Origin of the sequence: Streptomyces fradiae (assembly GCF_041270065.1) — a bacterium.
In the GTDB taxonomy this organism is placed as follows: Bacteria; Actinomycetota; Actinomycetes; order Streptomycetales; family Streptomycetaceae; genus Streptomyces.
In genome coordinates this window covers 4,008,929-4,034,559 of the sequence record NZ_CP065958.1, presented here as the reverse complement: position 1 = coordinate 4,034,559, position 25,631 = coordinate 4,008,929, and the positions used below count along the sequence as shown (strand labels likewise).

Here is a 25,631-nt window from a genome sequence, read left to right as displayed (position 1 = left end):
CTCCTCGACAGCTGTTGGTGGGGGTGGACGGAGGCGGACCGGCCGGCCGGACATGGCCGCCGGACAGGACGTAGCCGCCGGGGCGGACGGGGTCAGGCGCGGGAGACCAGGCCCTCGCGCCACAGCAGGCGGACGACGTCCTCGCTCACGGCGGAGCCGCCGTCGGCCGTCGGCTCGCCGAGCGTGAAGCGCTCCCGGCACAGCAGGGCCTCCAGGGCCGGAGCCGCGGTCACCGGCAGTGCGAGCACGCGGTCGGCCAGCCGGAGCAGAAGCCGCTCGCCGTCCCGTTCCGCGCCGAGGACGGCGTCGCGATGCACCGTGAACACGGTCCCCTCCGGCAGCGCGTCGTCGCTGAGCACCGCGGACACCTGGCGCGGCGGCGCCGGGAACTCCCGGATCGCCGCCGTCCGCAGAAAGCTCGCGATCTCGTCGTCCGAGCTCTCCTCGAACCAGTCCGCGAGACCGCGGCGCAGCGCGGCCACCGCCTCCGCCGCCGTCCGCGGGTCCCGTACGAAGTCGGCCGGCAGCGCCGTCCGCCCCGGTACGTCCACGATCCGCGAGAGCAGCTGCCCCACGGCCCAGTGCTCGGTCCACGCGGTCAGGCTCAGCGTGAGGTGCAGCGACGAGACGCCCTCGCTGCGCGCCGAGTGCACCCAGCCGCCCGGCAGCCACAGCACGTCACCCGGTTCGAGGAGCACCTCCCGCCACGGCTCCAGGGCCTCCAGGCGCGCCGTGTCCCACTCGCCGCGCTCGCGCAGCCGGTCCCACGACTCGTGGGCCAGCGGCCGCCGCAGCACCGGCTCCCGCAGCGTCCACCGCTTGGTCCCCGCCACCTGCACGATGAAGGCGTCACGCGGGTCGAAGTGGTCGGCGAAACCCTGTGACTTGGGCGGCGTGACGTAGGCGTTGACGTGCACCGGACGGGCCATGTCGTGCGCCAGCGCGCGGGTGAACCGGGCGATCGGCTCGCTGTACTCCTGGAGGCCCTGCATCACCAGGGAGGCTCCCTCGGCGAGTTCGCCGGCGGTCTTCCGCACGTCCGGGGCATCCGTCCGCATCAGGGTCGCGCGGGTGTACCGCTGCTCGGCGATCTGGGCGCCGTCCCGGATGACCCGGAACTCCGGCACCCGGCGGCCGCCGTCGGCGAGTACGGAGTCGAGCGCCGCCCAGCCGAACAGGTCGGCGAAGCCCTCGGCGCACCGGAAGACCACCGGCTCGGCGGGCGGGGCGGCCCGGAAGGCGGCGGGGTCGGCCGTCAGCCTGCCGAGCGCGTCGAAGACGGGCGCGGAGAGACGGGACAGGGCGGTGGGGGTGGTGGCGGTCATGCCGTCCTCGCAGCGGTCGGAAGGGAAGGGCTCGGGAGGGAAGGGCTCGGGAGGGAGATCGGGGAAGAAGTGGATGGGGAGGCGGAGGCGGATGCGGAGGCGGATGCGGAGGCGGACCCGGCCAGGAGCAGATAGCCGCGCAGCTCGTCGAGCGTGCTCAGGCCCAGCCGGTTGTGCAGCATGTGGACGTGGGAGAACACGACCCGCGCGGTGCGCGGGTCGGCCGGGTCGTGGCGCTCGACGACGTTCTCGGCGAGGGACTCCCGCCAGGCCCGCAGCGGGCCCAGCGCCCCGGCCGCGGCGCCCTCGGCGAGCGGATCGCGCCCGGCGGCGGCCAGCCGCTCCGCGGCAGCGGCGCATTCCGCGTCCACCGCCCGCAGCGCCGCCTCCGGGTATCCGGCCCGGCCCGCCCACTCACGCCACGAGGCCGCGCCGAATGCGGCGAACCGCGGCGCGTCGAGCAGCGAGGCCGCGCAGGCGACGGCTCGCAGCGCGAGCCCCGAGCGGGCCCGGTCCGAGGGCCGGGCGCGCAGGAACGCCAGGCACAGTTCGCTCGACGTGCCGAACAGCGCCTCGGACGCGGCCATGTGGGCGGCTCCGCCGTAACGCTCCTCCTCGGGGACGTACGGGCTCGGGTGCACGCCGGGTGGCAGCAACTCCCGTTCCTCGACGGGGACACCGCCCTCGCCGGCGGCGGCGAGGCGCCGCGACTGACCGGCGAAGCGCTCCGGGTCGAGCGGATCCTCGCCGTCGCGCAGCGCACCCGCCTCGGCGAGGCGGTCCGTGAGGCCGGCCCGCAGTCGGCGGGCACCCGCCTCGTCCAGATCGCGGACGCGCAGCCGCAGGTGCGGCCCGGCCTGCCAGTAGCGCACGAAGAACCAGCTGCCGGAAGGCAGTCCGGCCACGGCGGGACCCAGCACGTCGGTGACGACGCGGTCGGCGACCGCCCGGTCGGCGGACGCCAGGTGAAGATGCCAGGAATTCCAGTTCGTGTCGCGGCTCGGGTCGGCGCTCGTGTCGCCGCTCGTGTCGCTCCTCGTCTCATCGCTCATGTCACAGCCTCAGATCCAGGGGCAGCCCGGCGAACCGGGGCGTGCCGCTGATGACCGACAGCAGCACCGTCTCGTCCGGCGCGAGTCCCAGCGGCCGCTGGACGGCCAGGCCGTCGAAAGCCCGCACGGGGCGCGCGTACAACCCGTGCGCCGCTGCGTTCAGGCACAGGCCCTGAGCGACCCAGCCCGCGACGTACTGCGCGAGGGTCCAGGCCCCGGGGCCGAGTTCGTCGACCAGCTCGTGCTGACGCACCGAGCAGAACCACACGGCGGACGCGTGCCGCACGTCGCAGCCGTTGCCCGGGGCCAGTCCGTAGCCGTAGTCCCGCTCCAGGACGGCCGGAACGCCGGAGGCGAGCCGGTGGGGCACCAGGGCGGCGGCCCGGTCCCCGCCCGCGCCCTCGCCACCGAACCCGCCGCCGTGCAGCCGGTACACGCCGTCCTCGAAGCCGTCCGTCTCCTGGACCGCGACGGTGACCCGTACCTTCTCCGCGACCCGGCGCAGCAGCTCGCCCGGCGGCGGCACGGCCGCCCACGCGACGGCCCCGCTCAGCGAGCCCTCCGGGACGCGGCGGAGTCGTCCGGACATCCCGGTGAGCCCGCGCGGCATCCGGCCGGACCCGCGCTCCCACAGGACCTCGGCCCAGGACGGCTCGCGACCGGCGGTGGACCGGCCGACGGCGGCGGAGTGGGCGATCGCGGCGGCCGGCGGGTCCGCGAGCGGACGGGCCGGGGCGGCCTGGGCCCGGTTGACCGCGAGCACCTCGTCCAGGGACGCGTCCCCGGTGAGCGGCCCGGCGGTACGGGGTGCCACGGCCGCCGCGGGGTGGTCCGGGCTCCCGGGCGCCGTCACGTCGAAGGCGAGCGGCAAGGTCCACTCGGTCTCCGTGGCGAGCCCCAGCTCCGCGAGCGCCTCGCCGGACGTCGGCAGGGTCAGTCGGCCGTCGAGCCCGAACAGCTCCGTCGCCACGGCCAGGGACCGCAGCGAGATGCCCAGTTCCAGCTCGACGAGCGTGCCGCGCAGCGGACCGTAGAAGGCGGGCAGCCGGGTGTACCGGCCGGCGAGCAGCACCCGCCCGGCAGCACCGGCAGCACCGGCATCGGCGGCGTCAGCAGTGTCATCGGCGTCACCGGTCCCGGCGACCTCGACGGCCGCGGCGGCCTCGGCGGGACCGGGCAGCTCCACCAAGGCGTGCCGGTGCACGTCGAGCACCCGCGGCCGCCCCGCGCGCCCCGCGCCGGTCAGGAAGGCGTGCACCGGGAAGAGGCTGCGCACGGAGGGCAGCGAACGGTGCTCGAAGTACGGGTTGGTCAGCTCGGCCCGCTGCAGCCCGAAGGCGGTGATCAGGGCCCGCTCCAGCGGACGCGTCACCGGCTCCGGCAGTCGGCCCGCCGGGAACGCGACGCGCTCCAGCAGCTCCGCCGTCCCGTACGGCAGGGGCATGGCATCCGCCGAGGTCGCGGCCGCACCGTCCGCACCGTCCGCACCGTCCGCACCGTCCGCACTGTCGGCACTGTCGGCACTGTCGGCGACGGACGAGCGGGCGAGCTCGTCCGGCAGCGCGTCGGCCGTCGGGCCGGACGAGGAGACCGCCGGGAAGCGGGAGCGGCCCGTGCCCTGGGCGTGCGCGTAGCGCAGCACACGGCGGGACAGGGCGTCCGTCGTCATCGGATACCGCATCGGATACCGCCTCTCGGTCTCAGGGGAAGGGATGGGGGTCGTAGGGCGCCTGCCGGTGCTCCTGCGGAGTGCCGCGCAGCGCGGCGGTGAGCCGGGGCAGTCCGACCAGCCGCTGCTGGCTGTGGCCGAAGCACATCGGCAGGATTCCGGGGACGACCGCCTTGGCCACGGCGAGGCCGAGGTCGGTGTGGTCGCGGCTCGACTGGTCGACCAGCACGACACGATCGAGGCCCGCCGCCGCGAACCGCTCCCGCACGAACTCCAGGGCGCCGCGCACGGTGCCGCCGGCCGCGCGGACCAGGCGGTCCGGCCAGCCGGGAAACGCCTCCGCGAGCGTGACTTGGAGACCGCCGAGGACCGCGGTGACCCGGGGAAGGGTCTCCGGACGGTTGTAGAGGTCGACGTGGTCCTCCAGAAGGTCCACCTGCCACGGGTCGTCGACCATCGCCGCGCCCGCGGCCGGGTCGCCCGGCGGTCGGGTGACCATCTGGGTGAGTTCCCACAGCGCCGCGCGCACGGCGTCCTCCGGGTCGGCGCCGGAACCGGCCGCCGACCAGCTCGCCGGGTGCCCGCCGGTACGGTTGACGGCCAGCGCCCACACCAGCGGCACGTCGATGTCGTACGTCGTGACGAGCAGATGGGCGTCGTAGCCGTGCACGTCGATGACGTCGAGCAGTCGGCGCGACACCGGATCGCGCACGCTCGCCGGGTCGATCGCCGGCAGCGGTACGGCCCGGTGCCAGGCGATCAGGAAGGCATCGCGCTCGGCGAGTTCGAGCAGCGAGTGCAGGGCCGCCTCGGTGAGCCCGGAACCCAGGGCGCAGCCGCTGGAGGAATCGGGGAAGTGGCTGCGCCGGCGGTCCGCGCCGTGGTCGCGGCGGGCGCCGTGGCGGTCGTGCCGGTGCAGGTACTCGTAGCGGTAGAAGCCGACCTCGGCCGGGACCAGGACCGGTTCGCCGGTGGCGAGGTCGTGGCCCCAGACCCAGTCCAGCGGGGTCTCGGGCGTGCTCGGGAGGACCCGGGAGAGCGGATGGGCGAGCTGCTCCTCGGTGTAGGTGCCGAGCAGGGCGGGGTCGAGCGCCCGGTCGGCGACGTCCCGGTACGCGAGCCCGGTGAGGACCTGCCCGTGGTGCGGGAAGCTGCCCATCCGCTCGTACGCCTCCAGGACCGCCACCGGCTCGGCGCGGCTGAAGGTGAGAGCCCGGCCGTAGCCGTGCGCGGGAGACTCCGGCAGGACCGCGTTGCTCATCGCGTACGGCGCGTCGAGGTCGCGCATGATCTGCAGCACCGGTCCGAAACGCGGGTCGACGAGTCGTCGGCGCAGCGCGCCGGGGGCCAGGAGACCGGCCCCCGCCGTACCGCGCACCGGGTCGTCGGGCGAGGCCGCCGGGTCGTCGAGGACCAGCCGGGCCGGCCGTTCGGCCGGGTCGGGGCGAGGCGCGGGCGGAGCGCACACGGGGCAGTTGAAGGTGCGGGGGACGCGGTGGCGGGAGACGCCGTCGCCGTTCACGGCGAGCAGCTCGCCGGGCGCGAGCGGGGCGTCGGCGAGCCCGTCGAGCGCCGCCGTGACGAGTTCGGGCAGGAAGGGGGGCGCGGGCCGGGACGGGTGGCGCGGCTCCTCCAGCCGGTCGACGAGCGGGTGGTCGACGGCGATCCGAGCCCGGGTCTCGGCGCAACCGGGGCAGCCCGAATCGGTGCCCGGTGCCCACAGCGGGCCGATGAGCGCCTCGTCCCCCGTCACGCGCAGGGACAGATACGGCTCGCCCGCTTCCTGGGCCCTGCGGAACAGGGCCCGTTCGCGGTCGAGGTCCCAGGTCCCGTGCACCGTGGCCGTGGCCGTGGCCGTGGCACCGGCGGACAGCCCGAGCGCTCGTGCGCACCGGTCCGCCCAGGAGTCGGAGAGGGCAGGGGCGGGGGAGACGGTCACGCCTGTCACGCCAGGACCTCCTCGGCGACGGCGGGGAGGAGAGGGTGAGCCGGGGTGGAGTCATCCAGGGCGGGTGCCTCGACGGCCGTCACCGTGCCGTACCAGAGACCGGTCACGCCCTTGACCGGGTCCGCGCGGCGCACGCCGCGGACGGCGACCCGCGACCGGAGGCCGGCGGCCAGGACGGCGACCTCGGCATCGGCGGCGTGCAGCAGGAGTGTGGTGTCGGGCCGCGTGCCGACGAGGTCGTGGCCGCGCAGCCGGAGTGCCTGTACCCGGGTCAGCGCGGTGCTCAGCGCGGCGAGGGCCGCACGGTCGGCGTCGGGCCCCCAGGCGGAGGCCACGTCGTCGCCGGCACGTGCGTCACGGACCCGGGCGAGCACCCAGCCGGTCCCGGACAACCGGGTCAGGTCGAGGGCGACCGGAGTGAACTCGTCGTCCTCCAGAATCCGCCAGAGGACGCGGGCGGCCTTGTCCAGATCGTCGAACGCGGGCGATTCCACCGGCTCCGTCCCCTGGCCGGCCCCACGGGCCAGCAGCCGGAGCGCACCGTCGAGCAGCCAGCGCTCCTCGGTCGTTCCGGCGGCAGCGGTACCGGTGCCGGTGCCGGTGCCGGTGCCGGTGCCGGTGCCGGTGCCGTCGGCGGTGCCGTCCGTCGCGTCGCACTGCGCACGCAGGGCCGCGAGGGCGGCGGCCACCGAGGCGGACCGCTGGTCCGCGCCCCAGGCCGCGACCGAACCGGTCCGTCCCGAGCGGAGCACGACCTCCGCGGTCACCAGCGGCAGTTGCGGCAGGTCCTCGGGCGTCACCAGCTCGAACGGGCCGGTCCACCGCGTCGCGAGGTCCTGGACGAAGACGACGGCCTCGTCCAGGTCGGCGGCGCCCTCGCCCGGCCGAGCCGGGGAGAGGTCCACCCGGGTGGCGATCAGCTCGGGGCCGTGGACGACGTAGGCCGTCCCGTCCGGCCCACCGGCCGACACCGTGGTGTCCGTCGTGTTCGTGGTGTCCGTCGTGTTCGTGGTGTCCGTCGTGTTCGTTGCGTCCGTCGTGACCATGGCGTCCGTCGTGTCCGTGAGGACGCGGTAGGCGAGTTGAGCCGCGAGCGCTCCCGCCAGGGCGAGGGCCGCCTCGCCGAGGGCGCCCACCGGGGACGGCGTGGCGTCCGCCCAGCGCGCGACCCGTTCGGCGATGCCCTCAAGGCGTTCGGGATCGGCGGTGGTCGCGGGGCCGACCAGGTGGTGGCGCGCGTCCTCGCGTACGGGTACGACGGGGCAGCCCGGCGGCAGCAGAGCCGCCTGCCGGGCCACCGCCTCGGTGAGGCGGTCGGCCGGCGCGCACAGGACCGCCGCGTCGGCCCGTACCTCCGCACCGTGCGGCGACAGCGGCACGCAGCGGGCGCCCAGCCGGTCGGCGGTGGCGGCGACGGCGCCGGCGTCCCGGTCGGGCACGGCGATCACGAGGCGGTCCACCCCGGCCCGGGCGAGGCCACGGGCGGCGGGCAGGACGAAGGAGGCCGGACCGGACACGAGGACGGTGGCCGCGCGCAGCCGGGCGAACGCCGCGTACGGGTCGTCGTGCACCGTCTCCAGGTCGGCGAGCACCTCCCGGTACCGCTCACGCGTCTCCGCGTCCGGCTCGGGGACGCCCAGACGGTCCAGGTCGAGCAGCAGCCCATGGGCCCGGAAGGTGTCGAGGAGGCGCCGTACGACGGGCCGGGCCTGCTCGGCACCGAGCGCCGCGACGAGGGAGTCCTCGCTCGCGCCGTCCTCCAGGAGCGGCACACACACGTCGGCCACCCGGAACAGGGCCGCGGGCCCCCGGACGACGAACGACGTCCGCTCGGCTCCGAAGTACACGCCCTCCCGCACGGGTGCGTAGTGCAGGGCGGGACGGAGTCTCATCCGCATGCTTGCTCTCCCAGGTTCGTGGGGTGTGTGTAGGCGAACCGTCCGCCGGACGTCCGGCCGATCTCGACGGCCCACTCGTACGCGTGCGGCGACGCGCCCGCCGCGGGAAGGGCCTCCTCGACGAAGCCGCCGCCGTCGCGCTCCAGGAAGCGCGGGAGGGCCCGGGTGAGGAGGGCGCTCGTGAGGTCCACGTACTGCGGCTTGCGCTGTCGTGCGGAGGGCCCGGTCGTCCCGGCGCCACCGGCCACCACGGGCATGGGCTTGAGCACGACCTCGGCCGGCACGCCGTGGCGGGCGCGCCACCGGGTGAGCGCGAGCATCCGCTCCGCCTCGTCGCCACCCGGACGTACGGCCCGCTCGAACTCCTCGGCCGGATACCAGCGTCGGCGCTGGAGCACCACGGAACCGGCGCACAGCCGTGCCGTGGCCAGGCCCGCGAGCGCCGCCTCGGGCCGCCCACCGGCGCCACCGGCACCACCGGCACCACCGGCACCACCGAAACCACCGAGACCACCGGGCATGCCGAGGTCGGGCAGCAACCGTCCGCCGCTGACCAGCCAGTTGACCAGACGCAGCGGGGGCGGCAGCAGCTCCGGATGGCCGGTGCCGAGGGTGAGGACGTGCGGCAGGCGCCCGTCCGCGTCCTCGACCCGCAGCCGGTCGGTGTCCCGGTCGTGGACCAGCCGCAGCCGGTACCAGTCGTCGGCGTACAGCCGCTCGTCGAGGACGGGCGGGTGGGCGTTGACGCTGACGCCGTGCAGGCCGCGGTCCTCGACCGGGACGCGGCCGTCGGCCTCGTACCGTTCGGCCAGCCGTCCGCGCAGCTGCGCGAGCGCCCGCCCGCCCAGCTCGGCGTCATGGCCGAGGAAACGGCCGTAGAGCATGCCGTGCCCGGGATACGAGTCGTTGAACACCCAGCGGTCACCGGCGGGTTGGACGAGCACGCCGTACGAGACGGCGTCCTCGCGGAACCGCTCGGGCAGCGGCTCGGCGAGCTGCGCCAGCCACTCGGCCGGCCACACCACCTCGGTGGCGTCCTCGCCCACCGCGCTCCGGCGGGCGAGGTCGGCGCGCAGCTCGGCGAGGAGCCGGGTGCGCAGGGCGCGGAGCGGGACGAGCGCGTCGCAGCCGGCCACCACGCGCTCGTTGACCGCGTCCACCAGGGAACGGGCGTGTCGGGCCAGCGGCACGGTCGCGCCGGGTCCGAAGCGGGACACGAAGACCTCGGTGAGCACGGCGCGGGTGTCGTGCAGCCGGTCGAAGACCGACAGGAACTCCATGGCGTGGGCGAGATCGCGCAGGTGACGGCCGTGGCCGGCGGTGGTCACCGCGACCGGCGGCAGGACGAGGTCCTCCGACACGGTCAGTGCGGCCGGGCGGCGGGCGACCCGGCTCAGCTCCGCGCCCAGGTCCGTGAGGACACGCAGGGCGCGGGGGCGCTCGGCGTGCGGGGTATCGGCCAGACCGGACAGGGCGTCCCGAAGGGCGTTCGCGGTGTCGGTGACGGTGCCGGTGCCGGTGCCGGTGCCGGTGCCGGTGTCGGTGCCGGTGACTCCACGGCCCGACGTGGCGAGACCGGTCAGCGGGTCGTCGGCGCAGTCCTCGGGTCCACGGGCGGTGTGGAGTATCCCGGCGCGCAGTGCGCCGACGACGAGACCGACGGCCTGACCGGGCGCGCAGCCGAGGTCCGCGGCCAGGTCGGCGGCGACGGCCCCGATGGTTCGGGGCCCCATGTCGGTGAAGTCCAGGAGCCTGCGCAGATGTTCGGTGAACGGCGTCGACAGGCGCCGGGTGCCGTCGGCTCCGGTCCGTACGAAGGACAGCTGGTCCGGCTCCGGGCCGGGCGAGAGGGTCGGCGACTGGCGGACCCAGGTGTGCGGCCCGTACGGGGCGGGACCGCCCGTACCGTCGTCGCTCGCACCGTCACCGGCCGTACCGGCTCCGCCCGCGACGTAGGCCAGCATCGCGTGGTCGAGGTGCGGGAAGGCGCGGGCGGCGGCGAAGCCGGGCCCGTCGAGCGCCGGGGCGTCCGGCGGGAGGCCCTCACGGGCGGGGACGGCGAGACCCACGGCGGTGAGGCGGGCCAGCGGACTGGTGCGCATCATCGCCCGGGTGACGTACTGGAGCAGGCCGCGCTCGGACTTGGCGGCGCGGCTCGCGGTGCCCTCCCGGTACTTCACGGCGGCCCGGTGGACCTCGGGGGCGAGCAGCGCGAGGGACCGCAGCAGGTTCTCGTCGCCGAGCAGCCGGGTGAGTTCGGCGCGCTCACGCGTCAGCGCGTCCGGGTGCGCCCGCGCGGCCTCGGCGCGCAGGAGGTCCCGCCTGGCGCGCAGGTCCAGCCAGCGCGCGTAGCCGGCCGGCGCCGGCTCGGGCGGCGCGGCGGGCACCCGGTCGTTGTGCACGGCGCGGCGTACGGCGACGAGGGCGGCGCGCTCGGCGCCGGTGGCGGTCCCGATCCGCTCGTACAGCGCGTCGCAGCAGGCGGTGGCCGCAGCGGCGAGTTCGGCCTCGGCCGCGGCGAGGGCGTCGAGGGCGCGGGCGAGCGCGGGGTCGGCCAGGCGGTCGCGGCGCAGCGGGTTGGCGCGGAGCATCCAGACCGGCTCGGCGGGCGCGGCGGAGCTCCTGTCGGCGGGAGCCCCGCTCACCCCTTCCCGTACGGACGGGGGCACGGTCGCGGTCACGGTCGGGGGCGCGGTCTCGGTCGCGGTCGGGGGCGCGGTCTCGGTCGCGGTCGGGGGCGCGGTCTCGGTCGCGGTCGCGGTCACCGGAAGTCCTTCCTGATCCGGTGGACGCGCGCGGCGACGGCCAGCACCAGGCCGCCGACGATCCAGGCGGTCAGGACGAGGGCGACGCGGCCGAGTTCCCAGTCGTGGGCGGGTTCGAACTCCGCCATGGAGTCCGGCAGCAGCGCCGCGCGCATGCCCTGGGCCATCCACTTCAGCGGGAAGAGCGCGCCGATGCGCTGGACCGATTCGGGCAGTCCGGCGAACGCGTAGTAGACGCCGGACACGAACTGGAGCAGCACGAACGGGAACTGCACCGCCGCGGTGACGGTCCGGCGGTCGGTGATGAGCGAGCCCACGGTGATGCCGAGCAGCGCGGTGGCCGCCGAGCCGAGGACGAAGACCCAGCCCAGGGTGAACAGCCTGCCGGGCTCGGTGGGCGGCGTGAAGTCGAAGACGACGACGGCGAGGCCCAGGACGACCACCGACTGCACCGCGGCGATGACGAGGACGAGGAGCGTCTTGGCGAGGAAGTAGGAGACCGCGGCGAACGGGGTGCCCCGCAGCCGCTTGAGGGAGCCGTCGCCGCTCTCGAGGGCGATGCCGGTGGCCATGACGCCGAACGCGGCGGACATGACGCCCGAGGCGAGCACCCCGGCCACGACCACGTCGTGCAGCGGCAGGGTGCGGCCTCCGGACTTCATCGTGAAGATCGAGCCGAAGAGCAGCATGAGGACCACGGGCAGGGCCATGTTCATGGCCACGGCGGTCCGGTTGCGGAAGAAGACCCGCAGTTCGGCTCCGGCCCGGTGCAGGCCGGTGCGGACCACGCCGGGCAGCGGCCGGCCAGTGCCGGCGCCGGCGGTCGCCCGCCGCGGCGGCGTGCCGGCCGTGCGCCGCGGGGACGGGGCCGAGGTCGGGGCCGAGGCCGGGGCCTGGGCCGGGGTCGGCGTGCGCGTCATCGGTTCCCGCTCCTTCCAGGGGTGTCGCCGTCGGGACCGCGGTCCCCGGCGGGGTCGATCAGCCGCAGATAGCGGCTCTCCAGCGACGGGCGCCGGATCTCCAGGCCGGGCACGTCCGCGCCGAGCCGCTCCCGCAGCTCCGCCAGGACCGCTCCGACGTCCGTGGCCGTGACGCTCTTGGTCCGGCCGTCCTCCCACCACGAGATCTCGGTGCCCGCGTCGGGTCCGCCGAGCGCGGCGGGCGCGGCGACCTCGCGGATGCGGCCGCCGACGAGGACGGCGACCCGGTCGGCGAGCCGCTCGGCCTCGTCGAGGTAATGGGTGGTCAGGAGGACGGTGGTGCCGTCGGCGCGCAGCCGTTCGATCAGGTCCCAGCAGGCGCGTCGGGCCTGCGGGTCGAGACCGGTGGTCGGCTCGTCGAGGAACAGCAGCTCGGGGCGGCCCACCACGGCGAGGGCCAGGTCGAGGCGGCGGCGCTGGCCGCCCGACAGGTCGCCGAGGACCGCCTTGTGGCGATCGGCCAGGTCCACCAGCTCCAGGGCCTCGGTGGTCGGCAGCGGATCGGAGTAGCAGCGGGCGATCTGCTCGACGAGCTCGCCGACCCGCCAGCCGTCGTGGTCGGTGCCGCTCTGCTGGACGATGCCGATGCGGTCGCGCCAGGCCCGGCCGGCCCGGCCGGGGTCCTGGCCGAGGACGTCGACGGTTCCTCCGCTGCGGCGACGGAAGCCCTCCAGGATCTCGATGGTGGTGGTCTTGCCCGCTCCGTTGGGGCCGAGCAGGCCGAACACCTCGCCCCGGTGGATCTCCAGGTCGACGCGGTCGACGGCGACGCGCGGACCGTACTCCTTGCGCAGTCCGGCGACCCGGACCGCCGGACCCTGATCGCCGGTCGCGGTACCGGTCGCGGTACCCGCCGCAGTACCCGCCGCCGTGCCCGTCGCGTTCCCTGCCCGAGTGGTGGTCGGCGTCGTCATGCCGCCCTCCGTCCGACGGTGCGGTCGAGACGGTCGCGCCAGCTCTCGCCGTACACCTCGTCGACGGTCTCGGCGAGGGCGAAGCAGAGGTAGTACCGCTGGACGGGCGTGACGCCGAGCAGCGGAAGCCGGCTGTAGAAGAGGTTGATGAGCAGTCGGTACGAGGCGAACCAGCCCGGGGTGTCCTGGTCGAGGCCGGCGGCGGCGATCGCCGAGTGGAACTCGCTGCGTCCCGCGCTGACCGGGCCGTCGAGTCCGGGCGGGCCCATGCGCTCGCGGTCCACGGCCGGCGTGAGCGCGTCGAGTACGTCGCCGCTGAGTTCGCCGCGGTCCACGGTGGCGTCGAAGACGCCGGTGGAGTACGCGAAGGCGGCGCGCCACTCGGCGGCTCCGGCGCTCTCCCCGCCGTCCCGTACCCGCTCCACCAGCGCCCGCAGCACGGGCGCGTCGGCGGCCAGCCGGCGGCGGAACGAGGGGCGCGGGTCCTTGGCGGCGCTCGCCCAGTGCAGGAACGCCTCGGCGTGCGAGCGCAGCGAGAACACCCCGTGGGCCAGCCCCCGGGGGTGGGCCGTGCACAGCGCGAGGAAGGCCTCGGCGACGGCCGTCACGGGAACGCCCGTGGCGCGGTCGGCGGCGAGGTCGAGGGTGCGGGAGAGCGGGCCGAACATGCGTGTCAGGGCCAGGTCGCGGGGGCCCTCCAGGGCCGCGGGCCACGGTGCGCCGGAGCGTCCGGGCAGGTCCTCGATCCACGTGACGGTGCCCCGCGGGTGCAGCGGCAGATAGGGCGGCTCGACGCGCTCCAGCCGGCCCAGTTCGCGGGCCTGCGCCAGATATTCCTCCCCGGTCATGGGCTCGGGAAGTCCGTCCGCCTGCCAGTCGATTTCCCCGGCGATTTCCTGCCAGGGAATGTTCTGCGGGCCGCGCGCCACCAGGTCGATGTGCGGCCCGTGTTTCCAACCCCGCCCCAGATAAGCCACGGAGGCGTTGTGCTCGGCCCGCAGGGTTCGCACCACGGGGACCATCACCCGTGAAATCCAGCGGGGTCCGATCGGTGATTGCGCATGAAAGCGCAGGCCGATCGTGCGCTCGGTCGGCGCACTCTTCATGGGTGTCACCTCTCGTGTGGGGCAGGCGCCCGCCCGCCGTCCCGGAGGACGGCGAGCAGGCGTCCTTGCTCAGGCGTGCCTGAGTCGTGCCGTGTCGTCCGGTGTCAGCAGCAGGACGAGGAGGACGACGAGGAGCAGCACAGCCAGTCACCGCTGGAGGCGCCCATCTCGGGGAGGGCGACGCCGTCGGCCACGTCGAGGACGTCCAGCTCCGCGAGCTCGAAGGAGGCGAAGTCCTCGGTGGTCAGACCCTGGTTCATGTGAATCACCTTTCGTGTCTTCCGAATTCCAGCCGGTCGGCCGGACGAGATGAATACTTGCCGGGGCCCGATGAATTCCGCCAGCTTTCCGGCCACTCCTCTGACGCCGGTCACGGTCCCCCATGACATCTGTCACGACCCACCGTGACCCCCGTCAGGAAAGCGCTCCGATTCCTTGCCCGCTCTCTTTCCGCGCACCGAACATGGGACGGAATCGGAAGCACAGGGAGCGGATTCGCGTGACCGGACGATCGACGACGCAGAGCGCACCGGGCCATTACGTCACCCGGATACTCGACGTGCTCGCCCGCGACCCGCGGGCGCCGCGCGTCCACACGCGGTGGGGCCGGCTCGACGGAGCGGCCGTCATCGGCGCGGTCCGCGCGGCCCGCGCCGAGCTCGCGGCGGCGGGTGCCGGGCCGGGCACGACGGTGGGCATCCTCACCGCGACCAACCATCCGCTGACCTTCACCGCGCGCTACGCCGCCCATCTGCTGGGCACGACCGTGGTCTACGTACGCTCCGCCAACCCGGGCGCGGACGTGCTGCTTCCGGCGGCCGAGCAGGCCGCGCTCCTGGAGGAGTGCGGGGCCGAGGTGCTGGTGGTCGACCCGGCGCACGCCGCGCGAGGCGTGGAACTGGCCGGAGTGCTGCCGCGCCGTCCCGCCGTACGCGTGCTCGACATCGGACCGTACGAGGAGCACGACGCCGAGTACGACACCGAACCCGCCGCCGAGCACGAGGCCGCGGCCGCCGGCGCCGGGCCTGCCGCCGAGCACGAGGCCGCCGCCACCGGCGCCGGGCCTGCCGCCGGGCCGGAGTGCGCGGTGATCACGTACACCAGCGGAAGCGGCGGTCGTCCCAAGGGAGTCCGGCAGTCCTTCGCCGCCTGGAACCGGCTCGTCCTCGACGACGCCGCCGCGCTGGCCGCGGAACCCCGGGAGCCCGCCGCGCGGATGCTGGTCGTCACGCCCACCAGCCACACCGTGGCGGTCATGGCCGACGTCGTGCTCGCCGCCGGCGGTTCGCTCGTCGTCCACGAGCACTTCGACGCCGGCCGGGTCCTCGCGGACATCGGCGAGCTGCGGATCACCCGCGGCTACCTCACGGTGCCGCAGCTCTACCGGCTGGTGGACCATCCCGGTGCCGCCACCGCCGAACTCTCCTCGCTGCGCCAGCTCGTCTACAGCGGCTGCACGGCCTCGCCCGCGCGGCTGGCCGAGGCGTTCCGCCTCTTCGGCCCGGTCCTCGTGCAGTGCTACGGCTCCACCGAGGCGGGCCGGATCACCCTGCTCGACGGCCTCGACCACTTCGAGACGGAGCTGCTGCCCAGTGTGGGCCGGCCCTTCCCGGGCGTCGAAGTGCGCATCCTCGCCTCCGGGACGGGCCGGTCGGACCACGAGGTCGAGATCGGCGAGATCGGCGAGATCGTGGTCCGCTCCGCGTACCTGATGAGCGGCTACCAGGGCGATCCCGCGCTGACCGCCGGCACCCTGCGCGACGGCTGGCTGCGCACCGGTGACCTCGGGCGCTGGGACGCGTACGGCCGACTGCACCTCGTCGACCGCGTCGGACGGGTCGTCAAGACCGCCGGGGTCAAGGTCCATCCGGCCGACGTGGAGCGGGCGCTGCTCACCCACCCCGCCGTCGCCGACTGCTCGGTGTACGGACTGCCGGACCCCGTCACCGGCGAGGCGGTGCACGCGGCGGTGGTGCTACGGGCCCCGAGCACCCCGTCCGAGCTGCGCGCCCATGTCGCCGCGGCCCTCTCCCCCGCCCACGCGCCGGACCGCTTCGTCCGGTGGCCCGAACTCCCCCTGACCGACTCCGGGAAGCCCGACCAGCGGCGACTGCGCGATACGGCGCCCGCGGCCGGCCCCGGCCTCTCGACCTCCGATGAAAGCGAGCCGACATGGTGACGACGACCCTGCCCACCCGACCCGCGCACCTGGCGCACTTCCTCGCCCGGGCCGCCGAACCGGAAGCCGCCGAGCGGGAGTTCCTGGAGCTCGGCCGCCGGGCCGGACGCTTCCCGCATGCCGCCGCGGCAGCGGTCGCGGGCCCCGGTGCGGCGCCCCGCGAGATCACCGTCTGGTGCAGCAACGACTACCTCGGCATGGGCCAGCACCCCACCGTCCTCGCGGAGATGCGCGAGGCCGTCGCCCGGTACGGCGCGGGCTCCGGCGGCTCCCGCAACATCGCCGGCACCAACCACCTGCACGTCCGGCTGGAGGAGGAACTCGCCGCGCTGCACGGCAAGGAGGCGGCCCTGCTGTTCACCTCCGGCTACACCGCGAACGACGGGGCGCTGACCGTCCTGGCCGGCGCGGTCCCCGACTGCGTGGTCTTCTCGGACGAGCTGAACCACGCCTCCATCATCGACGGTCTGCGGCACAGCGGCGCCGACAAGCGCATCTTCCGCCACAACGACACCGGCCACCTCGCCGAACTCCTCGCGGCCGAGGCGCCCGAGCGCCCCAAGCTGATCGTCCTGGAGTCGGTCTACTCGATGTCGGGCGACATCGCGCCACTGCGCGAGGTCACCGAGCTGGCGCGCCGGTACGGGGCGACGATCTATCTGGACGAGGTGCACGCCGTCGGCATGTACGGGCCGCACGGCGCCGGGATCGCCGCCCGCGAGGGCCTGGCCGCCGACATCACCGTCGTCATGGGCACGCTCGGCAAGGGGTTCGGCACCGCCGGCGGCTACATCGCGGGCCCGGAGGCGATGATCGGCGCCGTCCGGGCGATGTCCCGGCCGTTCGTCTTCACCACCTCCCTGCCTCCGGCGGTCGCGGCCGGCGCGCTGGCCGCCGTACGCCACCTCACGACGTCCGAGACGGAGCGGGCCGCGCTGCACCGCAACGCCCGGCTGCTGCACCGGCTGCTGCGGGAGCGCGGCATCCCGTTCCTCTCCGACGAGTCCCACATCGTGTCGGTCCTGGTCGGCGAGGACACCGCGTGCAAGCGGGTCTCCGCACTGCTGCTCGACCGCTACGGCTACTACGTCCAGCCCATCAACGCGCCCAGCGTCCGGACCGGCGAGGAGATCCTGCGGATCGCGCCCGGCGCCGTGCCCTCGCCCGAGGACGTGACGCGCTTCGCCGACGCACTCGACACGGTGTGGGGCGACACCGGCCTCGCCCGGACCGGCGGCTGATCCCCGTGGCGGACTCCTGCTCGGTCGCGTCCGTCCTCGAACGCTCGGCGACGCGCCGTCCCGCCCACCCGGCCCTCGTCTTCGACGGCGTCTCCCTGTCCTACGCCGAGCTGTGGACCGGCGCGCTCCGGTACGCCGCCGCGCTGCGCGCGCGGGGGCTGGCGGCCGGGGACAAGGTGGCGCTGCTGCTGCCGAACGCGCCGGTCTTCCCCCTCGCCTACTACGGGGCGCTCGCGCTGGGCGCCGTCGTCGTGCCCGTGCACGCCGGGTCCCGTACCCCGGAGATCACCCATGTCCTGCGGGACTCCGGGGCGAAGGCCCTGATCTGTTCCCGTTCTCTGCTCGCGCACGGCGCTCCCGCCGCGCATGCCACCGGTACGGCGGTGCTGGCCGTCCACGACGCCGGTACGGGGGCGGGCGGCGGGCCCGAACCGGCCCCGGACGGAGGGCCCGAACCGGCCGCGGGCGGCGGGCCCGCACCGGCCGCGGACGAATGCGGATTCCCGCTGCTCGACCGGGAGGCCGAGGCGGCCCCGCCGCTGCGGGGGCCCGTGCCGCGCGGCGAGGACGACATCGCCCTGGTGCTCTATACCTCCGGGACCACGGGCACCCCCAAGGGCGTCATGCTCACGCACCGCGGTGTCCTGGCGAACATCACAGTCAGCGCCCGCACCCCCTTCGCCTTCGAGGACGACGACGTGCTGCTCGGCACGCTGCCGCTGTCCCACACCTTCGGCCAGATCTGCGGAATGGGCGTCTGCTTCCACTCCGGAGCCACACTCGTCCTGATGGACCGGTTCGACGGCCCGCGGGCGCTCGACCTCGCGGTGACCCACCACTGCACCGTGGTCATGGGCGTGCCCACCATGTATCTCGCGCTGCTCGACGCCGCCGCGTGCGACACCCGCCGGCCACCGCTGCGGCGCGCCTACTCGGGCGGCTCCTCACTGGCGCCGACGGTGCTCGCCCGGGTCGAGGCCGAGCTGGGCTGTCCCGTCTACGAGGGGTACGGGCTCACCGAGACGTCGCCGAGCGTCAGCTACAACCAGCCGGGGCTGCCCCGCCGGCCCGGCACCGTCGGCCTGCCGCTTCCCGGCGTCGAGGTGGCCATCGCGGACCCGGACCCGGACTCGGCAACGGCAACGGGACCGGGACCGGCGGGCCGGATCAGGCTCCTGCCGGACGGCGCACGCGGCGAGATCGTGGTCCGGGGCCACAACGTGATGGCCGGCTACCTGGGCCGGCCCGAGGCCACCGCCGAGGTTCTGGTCGACGGCTGGCTCCGCACCGGCGACATCGGGGCCAAGGACGCCGACGGCTGTCTGCGCGTCCTCGACCGCAAGAAGGACGTCGTCATCAGCGGCGGCTACAACGTCTACCCGCGCGAGGTCGAGGAGGTCCTGCTCGGCCATCCGCGGGTGGCCCAGGCGGCGGTGTTCGGAGTGCCCCACGACACGCTCGGGGAGGCCGTCCACGCCGTCCTGCGTGTGGCGGCCCCGGAGAAACCGGAGGAGCTGGCCGAGGAGATCCTCGCCTGGACCCGCCACCGCCTGGCCCGGCACAAGTGCCCGCGGCGGGTCACCTTCACCGACGCGTTCCCGGTGGGCCCCACCGGAAAGGTCCTCCGCCACCGACTGGCCGCCGACTGGTCGCCGAACTCGACTCCGGCGACCCCTAGGTGACGAGTCCTCCGCCGTCCGCTCGGCAGGGCCGCCTCCGTACGAAAGGATGGACGCGGGGGCGGCGACGGCCCCGTACGACCGCACACCAGAGAGGCACACCCACCGTGGAACAGACCACCCCCCACCCCGGTTTCAGCACACGTCGCGACCAGCTCCGCAACGGCGGCCGCGGCGCGCTGATCGGCACCGCCTTCGGCGTGATGTGGTTCTCGCTCGGCCAGTCCGCCGTGCACGGCGCCGTCCGGACCGTGGTGCTCGCGCTCGCCGCGCTGCTCCTGCTGGCGAGCGTCGCCGCGGTGATACACCTGTTCCGCTCGGCGCGGCTGACTCCCGCCGACCAACCGGGCGCACCGGTGGCGCCCGGCGGCGGCGGGCCGCGTTTCCTCCGGATCGTGCTCATCGAGGCGGTGGTCCTCGGCGTGGGCAACAACCTGCTGCGCACCACCTTCCACCGTCCCGAACTCATGCTGACCTGGTCAGCGCTGGTGGTGGGGGCCCACTTCTTCCCCATGGCCCGCACCCTGCGCGCACCGCTGCTCCGGGTGATCGGCTCGGCGATGATCGCCACGGTGGCGGTCGCCGCGCTGCTCTCGCTGCTGCCCGGCGCGAGCGCGGACGTCTGGCAGGCCGTCCCCGGAATCGGCTGCGCGGCCGTGCTGTGGGCCGCTGCCGCCGGAACGGCCGTACGGGCCGGGCGGACGCCCGGCCCGAAGGCGGTCGGATGAGGCGGGGCCGGTCTCAGATCCAGCCCTGCTCCACGGCGATGCGCGCCGCGTCGAAGCGGTTGCGGCCGCCGAGCTTCTTGATCGAGGCGGAGGCCACGTTGCGGACGGTGCCGGCCGCCAGATAGAGCTCCGCCGCGATCTCCTTGACGGTCGCTCCTCCGGCGGTGAGCCGCATCACCTGGGACTCGCGGGCGTTGAGCGGAGCACCGCCTCCGCCCGCACCGCCCATCCCGTCCGTCCCGCCCATCCCCTCGATCAGCGAGGGCGCCACCGTCACACAGCCGGCCGCCACGCCCCGTACCGTCGCGATCAGCCGGGGCAGGCCCGCGTCCATGGGCACGATGCCGTGCACCCCGGCGGCCATGGCCCGGCTCACGGCCCCCGGCCGGGAGCCCGGCGTCATCAGCGCGATGCCGCAGGACGGAACGCGGTCGCGCACCGCCGACGCCAGGCGCAGCACATGATCGCTTCCCGGGGTGTCCTCCAGCAGAAGGACGTCCGGGGAATGCCGGTGCACCTCGGCGAGAATGTGCCGGTGGTTCGACTCGGCGCCGAGGACCACAATGCCCTCTACGGATCTCAGGGCTTCGGCGAGCGCGTCGAGAAACAACGCCCGCGCACTTCCCACGACGACTCTGACGGTGGAGTCGGCCATGTTTTCATCCCCCTCGTGCTTTCCTGTGAAAGGCGCCGGCTCACGGTCTGAGCGTCGGCGCGGCGTCCTGTTGCTCGGTGCCCACGGTCCAGCCGCCGAGCTGCCGGGCCAGGCGCAGGGCCCTGCGGCAGATCGCGGCTCCCGTGGCCGGAGCTCGCGGTGCTTCGCGCACCGTCTGGAAGAGGACCAGCTCGATCGCCCGGTCGGCCTGCCGGACGGCCACGTGCTCCAGCCCGTCGTCGGGTACCGCCACGGCTCTGACCAGCGAGGCGAGCAGCTGCGGATCGGGCCGGTCGGGCGTCGTCGCATCGGGTGCGCGCAGGACGACGGTCGTCATCAGCATGGATCGGATCAGTCCCAGTTGAGGTTGTCCAGGGTGGCGCGGACCGTCGCCAGCGGCTCGTCGAGGTCGGGCGCGACGATGTCCCAGTTGAGGTTGTCCGCGGCGGGGACGGTGGACCTCTGGTCCGCGTTCCACGCGGTGTGAGCGGTGCCGGAAAGAACCAGCGCGGCGGCGAGGGCGGCGAAGCAACAGGCGCTGGAGTAACGGCGGAAGAACAGCATGCGAAATCCCCCTGGAATGGTGCGGCGATCCGTGCTCCCGGGAGGTCGGACCCCCGGGGCGGTTCGTTTCTGTGCCCAGTTTGCTCGGGGCACCGAGGGAATCGGAAGCAAATCCGTTGGCAGGAAGGAACACGTGGCACCTCAGTGCCAGACGGCGACGGGTGCCCGGCGCATTCCCAAGACCTTCTGGTGAATCCCCCAAGATCCCCCAAGTTCCGGCACACGGACTGGCGGTCGCTCCGCACGGCTCTTAGATTGATCGCCTCGGCGGTGTTCGAAGGATGTTCGCCTGCCGAGGGAGTGAACGGGGAAACGGGGATGCTCGACCTTCTGGGCCTGGACGAACAGGCGGCCGCGGTCTACGAACTGATGCTGGTGAACCACGCCTGGGGGGTCGCGGAGATCGGCCGGCGGCTGAAGCTCTCCACGGCCGAGGTACGGGCCGCCCTGGAACGGCTCACCGACCTCCGGCTGCTGCGAAGATGCCCCCGAGGTGACGAACTCCAGCCGAGCGATCCGGCCCTGGGTTTGCGCGAGCTGCTCAACCAACGCAAACGCGAACTGGAGCAACACCAGGAGGCGGTCGCGCGCTGTGAGGCCGACATGGCCGAGCTGGTCAGCTCCTACAGCAAGCTGTACGCGGGGCCCCGGCACCGGGTCGCCGAGCAGTTCATCGGCATCGACTCGGTACAGCAGCGGATCGGCGAACTGGCCGCCGCGGCGACCTCCGAGTGCCTGACGTTCAACCCCGGTGGCGCCCAGTCCCGCGCCAGCCTGGAGGCGAGCAAGCCGCTCGACCGCCAGACCCTCGCCCGCGGCGTCCGGATGCGGACCGTGTATCTGGACAGCGTGCGCAACGACGCCGTCACCACCGAGTACGCGGAGTGGCTCACCGAGCTGGGCGGCGAGGTGCGCACCGTGCCGTCGCTCCCCCTCCGCATGATCATCTTCGACCGCGAGACGGTCATCGTTCCCGCCGACCCGGACAACACCCGCAAGGGCGCGGTGCAGCTGACCGAGCCGGGGGTGGTCGTGGGGCTCGCCGGGCTCTTCGACCAGATGTGGGCGTCAGCCGCACCCCTGGGCGCCGGACACGACCGTGACGACCGCGGACTGACCCGCCAGGAGAAGGAGCTGCTGCGGCTCCTCGGCAACGGTCTCACCGACGAGGCGGCCGGCAAACAGCTCGGTCTGTCGCTGCGCACGGTCCGCCGGATGATGGCCGACCTGATGCGCCGGCTGGGCGCGAGCAGCCGCTTCGAGGCGGGGCTGCGCACCGCGCAGCGCCAGTGGCTGTGAGGCCGCGTATGGTCGACCCATGCGCCTGAGCACCGTGATCCTTCCCGTCTTCCGCTGGCACGAGGGCGGCCGCGCCGCCTGGCAGCGGGCCGAGGAGCTGGGCTTCCACACCGGCTACACCTACGACCACCTCACCTGGCGTTCGTTCCGCGACCGCACCTGGTTCGGCGCGCTGCCGACCCTCACCGCCGCCGCCGGCGCGACCGAGCGACTGCGCCTGGGCACCCTCGTGACCTCGCCGAACTTCCGGCACCCGGTCACCCTCGCCAAGGAGCTCATGTCGCTCGACGACATCTCCGGCGGCCGGGTCACCCTCGGCATCGGCGCGGGCGGCAACGGCTTCGACGCCACCGCGCTCGGCCAGGAGGCCTGGACGCCGAAGGAGCGCGCCGACCGGTTCGCCGAGTTCGTGCCGCTGCTCGACCGGCTGCTCACCGAGGAGTCCGTGACCGAGCGGGGCACCTTCTACACCGCGGACGAGGCCCGCGCGATCCCCGGCTGCGTCCAGCGGCCCCGGCTGCCCTTCGCGGTCGCCGCGACCGGGCCGCGCGGTCTGAAGCTGGCGGCCCGGCACGGGCAGGCCTGGGTCACCACCGGCGACCCGAAGCTGTTCGAGACGGGGACGCCCGAGCAGTCCCTCGCGGCGCTCCGCGGCCAGATCGAGAAGCTCGGCAAGGCCTGCGCCGAGACCGGCCGGGACGTCACCGAGCTCGACAAGATCCTGCTCACCGGCTTCACCCCGGAGCAGAACACCGTGCTGCGCTCCCTCGACGCCTTCGTCGACTTCGCCGGCCGCCACCAGGAACTCGGCTTCACCGAGATCGTCGTCCACTGGCCGATCCCGGACTCCGACTTCGCCACCGACCAGGCGGTCTTCGAGCGCATCGCCACCGAGGCGCTCGCCCAGCTCGGGAGCTAGCGCGGCCCGAGGGGGCGCAGCATCCGCGGCGTCACGGAGTGACATATCGGTTACTCAAATGTGCGCCCCCTCGCACGCCCGTGCAGGTTGTGCGGAAGAATGGTGCGGTGACCTCATCCCACTCCGCGCGCTCCGAAGCCCCGGCCGTCCGGCTGATCGCCACCGACCTCGACGGCACCCTCCTGCGGGACGACAAGTCCGTCTCCGAGCGCACCATCGCGGCGCTCGCCGCAGCCGAGCGGGCGGGCATCGAGGTCTTCTTCGTCACCGGCCGCCCGGCCCGCTGGATGGACGTCGTCAGCGCCCACGTCCACGGTCACGGCCTCGCCATCTGCGCGAACGGCGCCGCGGTGGTGGACCTCCACGCCGGAGGAACGTTTCTGGAGGTGCGTCCCCTGGAGCGCCCCGTCGCCCTGGAGGTCGTACGGGCGCTGCGCGCCGCCGCCCCCGGCACCAGCTTCGCCGTGGAGCTGACCACCGGCATCCACTACGAGCCGAAGTACCCGCCGTTCTTCCTCGACCCGGGCGCCACCGTGGCCACCGCCGAGAAGCTCCTCTTCGAGGAGGCCCCGGGCGCCGCCGCCCCGGTCATCAAACTGCTCGCCCAGCACCCCGAGCTCGACCCGGACGTCTTCCTCGCCACCGCCCGCGAGGCCGCCGGCGACCTGGCCTCCTTCACCCGCTCCAGCCCCACCGCGCTCATCGAGATCAGCGGCCTCGGCGTCTCCAAGGCCTCCACCCTGGCGCACTGCTGCGCCGAGCGCGGCATCGCGCCCGAGGAGGTCGCCGCCTTCGGCGACATGCCGAACGACATCGAGATGCTCGCCTGGGCCGGCCGCTCGTACGCCATGGGCAACGCCCACCCCGACGTGATCGCCGCCGCCACCGGCCGCACCGCCGGCAACAACGAGGACGGCGTCGCGGTGATCATCGAGGAGCTCGTCGCCGAAGCCGTACGGGACAGGTAGCGTCAGCGCAAGGGCGCCGCTACAGCGGGGCCTCCCACACCACCGTCGTGCCGCCGCCGTCCTCGCCGATGCCCGGGTCGCACCAGCTCGCGCCGCCCAGCGACTCGGCGCGGCGGGCCAGGTTGCGCAGACCGCTGCGTCGGCCGCCCTCCGGGAGGCCGACGCCGTCGTCGGCGACCGACAGGCGCACGCCGGGGGTGCCGTCGGGCAGGGTCACGGTCGCGTCCACGACCACCTCGATGCGGCCCGCCCCGGCGTGCCGGAAGGCGTTGGAGAGCGCCTCGCGCAGCGCAGCGATGAGGTTCTTGCCGGTGAGGTCGCCGACCGTCGCGTCGATCGCGCCGAGGAAGCGGTGCGCGGGCTTGAAGCCGAGCGGCACGGCCGCCATGTTGATCTCCCGGAGCACCCGGGTGCGCAGCCCCGACGGCGCCTCGGCCGGGCCCTGCTGGAGCGCGAAGATCGCTGTGCGGATCTCCTGGATGGTCACGTCCAGCTCGTCGACGGCCTTGCCGACGCCCTCGCGCACGGCCGGCACGATCGACTTCCGCTGGGCGCTCTCCAGCATCATCCCGGTGGCGAACAGGCGCTGGATGACCAGGTCGTGCAGGTCCCGGGCGATCCGGTCGCGGTCCTCGTAGACCGCGAGCCGCTCCCGGTCGCGCTGGGCCTCGGCCATCATCAGGGCGAGCGCCGCCTGCGAGGCGAACTGCGTGGCCAGGGTCCGTTCGGCCTCCGTGAACGGGCGGTCGCCGCGCGCCCGCGGGGTGGCGAGGGCGCCGAGCACCCGCCCGCCGCTCTGCAGCGGCAGCAGCATCGCGGGCCCGTACTGCGCGGAGAGGCTGCTGAGCATCCGCGGGTCCGTGGAGGCGTCGTCGACGAACACCGCCTCGCCCTCCAAGAGCAGCTCCACCACCGGGCTCTCCGGCGGGATCACCACCCCGAGGGACTTGCTCGCGTGCGCCGAGCAGACGGCCACGATCTCCAGACCGCCCTCCTCGGCCGGCAGCATGACGATGCCCGCGGCCGCGTCGGCGAGCCGGCGGGCCTGTTCGGCGACGACGGTGAGCGCGTCGTCCGCGTCGCCGCCGGAGAGCAGCGCGGTGGTGACGGCGACCGAGCCGTCGATCCAGCGCTCGCGCTGCCGGGCGGCCTCGTAGAGCCGGGCGTTGCCGATGGCGATCCCGGCCTCGGTCGCGAGCACCCGGACCATGTGCACGTCGTAGTCGTTGAACTCGCCGCCGCCGTTCTTCTCGGCGAGGTAGAGGTTGCCGAAGATCTCGCCCTGGACCCGGATGGGGACGCCGAGGAAGGTCTTCATCGGCGGGTGCCCGGGCGGGAAGCCGGCCGAGCGCGGGTCGCCCGACAGATCGGCGAGGCGGATGGTCTGCGGCTCCCGGATCAGCGCGCCGAGCAGCCCCGCGTGGCCGTCGGGGCGCCGCCCGATGCGGCGGGCGACCTCCTCCCCGACCCCGTAGGTGACGAAGTCGGAGAGTCCTTCGCCCTCTTCGTCGATCACGCCGATGGCGGCGTAGCGGGCGCCCGCGAGCTCGGCGGCGGTCTCGCAGATCCGGTCGAGCGTGGTGTGCAGTTCGAGGCCGGTGCCGACGGAGCGCATCGCCTCCAGGAGCTGCGGCACGCGCGCGGTGAGCTCGGTGGAGAGGCCGTGCAGGCTGCGGGTGGCCTGGGTCGCGGCTTCGAGCGGGTCCGGGGCGTCGGGCACGGCGGCTGTCATGGTCGTGAGC

21 protein-coding genes are annotated in these 25,631 nt (G+C 74.5%); 7 read left to right on the top strand and 14 right to left on the bottom strand.

Annotation, left to right across the window (positions count from 1 at the left end):
* Positions 1-92: 92 nt before the first annotated feature.
* The 10 genes from JAO84_RS18280 to JAO84_RS18235 all read right to left on the bottom strand — a co-directional run bounded on the left by JAO84_RS18280 (position 93) and on the right by JAO84_RS18235 (position 13,917).
* Positions 93-1,325, bottom strand: a complete 1,233-nt coding sequence (locus tag JAO84_RS18280) for a JmjC domain-containing protein (protein ID WP_370413837.1) — start codon at positions 1,323-1,325, stop codon at positions 93-95.
* Complete coding sequence (locus JAO84_RS18275) at positions 1,322-2,377, bottom strand: thiopeptide-type bacteriocin biosynthesis protein (RefSeq protein ID WP_370413836.1); 1,056 nt, start codon at positions 2,375-2,377, stop codon at positions 1,322-1,324. The genes JAO84_RS18280 and JAO84_RS18275 overlap by 4 nt, the downstream gene beginning before the upstream one ends.
* Before the next feature lies 1 nt (position 2,378).
* On the bottom strand, positions 2,379-4,046 hold the full coding sequence (locus JAO84_RS18270) for a hypothetical protein (protein ID WP_370413835.1): 1,668 nt from the start codon (positions 4,044-4,046) through the stop codon (positions 2,379-2,381).
* 31 nt (positions 4,047-4,077) lie between these two features.
* On the bottom strand, positions 4,078-5,994 hold the full coding sequence (locus tag JAO84_RS18265) for a TOMM precursor leader peptide-binding protein (RefSeq protein ID WP_370413834.1): 1,917 nt from the start codon (positions 5,992-5,994) through the stop codon (positions 4,078-4,080).
* Entirely contained in the window at positions 5,991-7,892 is a 1,902-nt protein-coding gene (locus tag JAO84_RS18260) for a hypothetical protein (protein WP_370413833.1), read from the bottom strand. Before JAO84_RS18260 ends, JAO84_RS18265 begins: the two co-directional genes overlap by 4 nt.
* Positions 7,883-10,657, bottom strand: coding sequence for a hypothetical protein (locus tag JAO84_RS18255; RefSeq protein WP_370413832.1), 2,775 nt, complete (start codon positions 10,655-10,657; stop codon positions 7,883-7,885). Before JAO84_RS18255 ends, JAO84_RS18260 begins: the two co-directional genes overlap by 10 nt.
* Positions 10,654-11,577 carry an ABC transporter permease gene (locus JAO84_RS18250; RefSeq protein ID WP_370413831.1) on the bottom strand — a complete coding sequence of 308 codons (924 nt, stop codon included), beginning with the start codon at positions 11,575-11,577 and terminating at the stop codon, positions 10,654-10,656. The genes JAO84_RS18255 and JAO84_RS18250 overlap by 4 nt, the downstream gene beginning before the upstream one ends.
* Positions 11,574-12,551 carry an ABC transporter ATP-binding protein gene (locus JAO84_RS18245; RefSeq protein ID WP_370413830.1) on the bottom strand — a complete coding sequence of 326 codons (978 nt, stop codon included), beginning with the start codon at positions 12,549-12,551 and terminating at the stop codon, positions 11,574-11,576. The genes JAO84_RS18250 and JAO84_RS18245 overlap by 4 nt, the downstream gene beginning before the upstream one ends.
* On the bottom strand, positions 12,548-13,573 hold the full coding sequence (locus tag JAO84_RS18240) for a hypothetical protein (RefSeq protein ID WP_370416799.1): 1,026 nt from the start codon (positions 13,571-13,573) through the stop codon (positions 12,548-12,550). The genes JAO84_RS18245 and JAO84_RS18240 overlap by 4 nt, the downstream gene beginning before the upstream one ends.
* A gap of 188 nt (positions 13,574-13,761) precedes the next feature.
* On the bottom strand, positions 13,762-13,917 hold the full coding sequence (locus tag JAO84_RS18235; RefSeq protein WP_370413829.1) for a thiazolylpeptide-type bacteriocin: 156 nt from the start codon (positions 13,915-13,917) through the stop codon (positions 13,762-13,764).
* Positions 13,918-14,156: 239 nt separating this feature from the next.
* Between JAO84_RS18235 and JAO84_RS18230 the strand changes: the two genes are divergently transcribed.
* The 4 genes from JAO84_RS18230 to JAO84_RS18215 all read left to right on the top strand — a co-directional run bounded on the left by JAO84_RS18230 (position 14,157) and on the right by JAO84_RS18215 (position 19,484).
* The gene (locus JAO84_RS18230; RefSeq protein ID WP_370413828.1) at positions 14,157-15,836 is read left to right on the top strand and encodes a class I adenylate-forming enzyme family protein; all 1,680 of its coding nucleotides are present in this window, start codon (positions 14,157-14,159) and stop codon (positions 15,834-15,836) included.
* Positions 15,830-17,077: a 5-aminolevulinate synthase gene (gene hemA / locus JAO84_RS18225; RefSeq protein ID WP_370413827.1), complete on the top strand. Its 1,248-nt coding sequence runs from the start codon at positions 15,830-15,832 to the stop codon at positions 17,075-17,077. Before JAO84_RS18230 ends, hemA begins: the two co-directional genes overlap by 7 nt.
* Positions 17,078-17,082: 5 nt before the next feature.
* Entirely contained in the window at positions 17,083-18,759 is a 1,677-nt protein-coding gene (locus tag JAO84_RS18220) for an AMP-binding protein (RefSeq protein ID WP_370413826.1), read from the top strand.
* Positions 18,760-18,863: 104 nt separating this feature from the next.
* Positions 18,864-19,484: a hypothetical protein gene (locus tag JAO84_RS18215; RefSeq protein WP_370413825.1), complete on the top strand. Its 621-nt coding sequence runs from the start codon at positions 18,864-18,866 to the stop codon at positions 19,482-19,484.
* A gap of 13 nt (positions 19,485-19,497) precedes the next feature.
* On the opposite strand, the gene JAO84_RS18210 is transcribed toward JAO84_RS18215, so the two are convergent.
* From JAO84_RS18210 to JAO84_RS18200, 3 genes are read right to left on the bottom strand one after another with little or no spacing between them, the layout of a single operon-like run.
* A complete protein-coding gene (locus JAO84_RS18210) occupies positions 19,498-20,139 on the bottom strand; it encodes a DNA-binding response regulator (RefSeq protein WP_370413824.1) in 642 nt (213 codons plus the stop codon).
* Between the two features lie 40 nt (positions 20,140-20,179).
* Positions 20,180-20,476: a hypothetical protein gene (locus tag JAO84_RS18205; RefSeq protein WP_370413823.1), complete on the bottom strand. Its 297-nt coding sequence runs from the start codon at positions 20,474-20,476 to the stop codon at positions 20,180-20,182.
* A gap of 14 nt (positions 20,477-20,490) precedes the next feature.
* Positions 20,491-20,703: a hypothetical protein gene (locus JAO84_RS18200; protein ID WP_370413822.1), complete on the bottom strand. Its 213-nt coding sequence runs from the start codon at positions 20,701-20,703 to the stop codon at positions 20,491-20,493.
* 318 nt (positions 20,704-21,021) lie between these two features.
* Here JAO84_RS18200 and JAO84_RS18195 point away from each other — a divergent pair, with 318 nt between their 5' ends.
* The 3 genes from JAO84_RS18195 (at position 21,022) to JAO84_RS18185 (ending at position 23,889) form a co-directional block, all read left to right on the top strand.
* The gene (locus JAO84_RS18195) at positions 21,022-22,002 is read left to right on the top strand and encodes a LuxR C-terminal-related transcriptional regulator (RefSeq protein ID WP_370413821.1); all 981 of its coding nucleotides are present in this window, start codon (positions 21,022-21,024) and stop codon (positions 22,000-22,002) included.
* 19 nt (positions 22,003-22,021) lie between these two features.
* A complete protein-coding gene (locus tag JAO84_RS18190; protein ID WP_370413820.1) occupies positions 22,022-22,921 on the top strand; it encodes an LLM class flavin-dependent oxidoreductase in 900 nt (299 codons plus the stop codon).
* 107 nt (positions 22,922-23,028) lie between these two features.
* On the top strand, positions 23,029-23,889 hold the full coding sequence (locus tag JAO84_RS18185; RefSeq protein ID WP_370413819.1) for a Cof-type HAD-IIB family hydrolase: 861 nt from the start codon (positions 23,029-23,031) through the stop codon (positions 23,887-23,889).
* A gap of 19 nt (positions 23,890-23,908) precedes the next feature.
* Here the strand turns inward: JAO84_RS18185 and JAO84_RS18180 are convergent, their stop codons facing one another.
* The gene (locus JAO84_RS18180; protein ID WP_370413818.1) at positions 23,909-25,621 is read right to left on the bottom strand and encodes a GAF domain-containing protein; all 1,713 of its coding nucleotides are present in this window, start codon (positions 25,619-25,621) and stop codon (positions 23,909-23,911) included.
* Between the last annotated feature and the right edge of the window lie 10 nt (positions 25,622-25,631).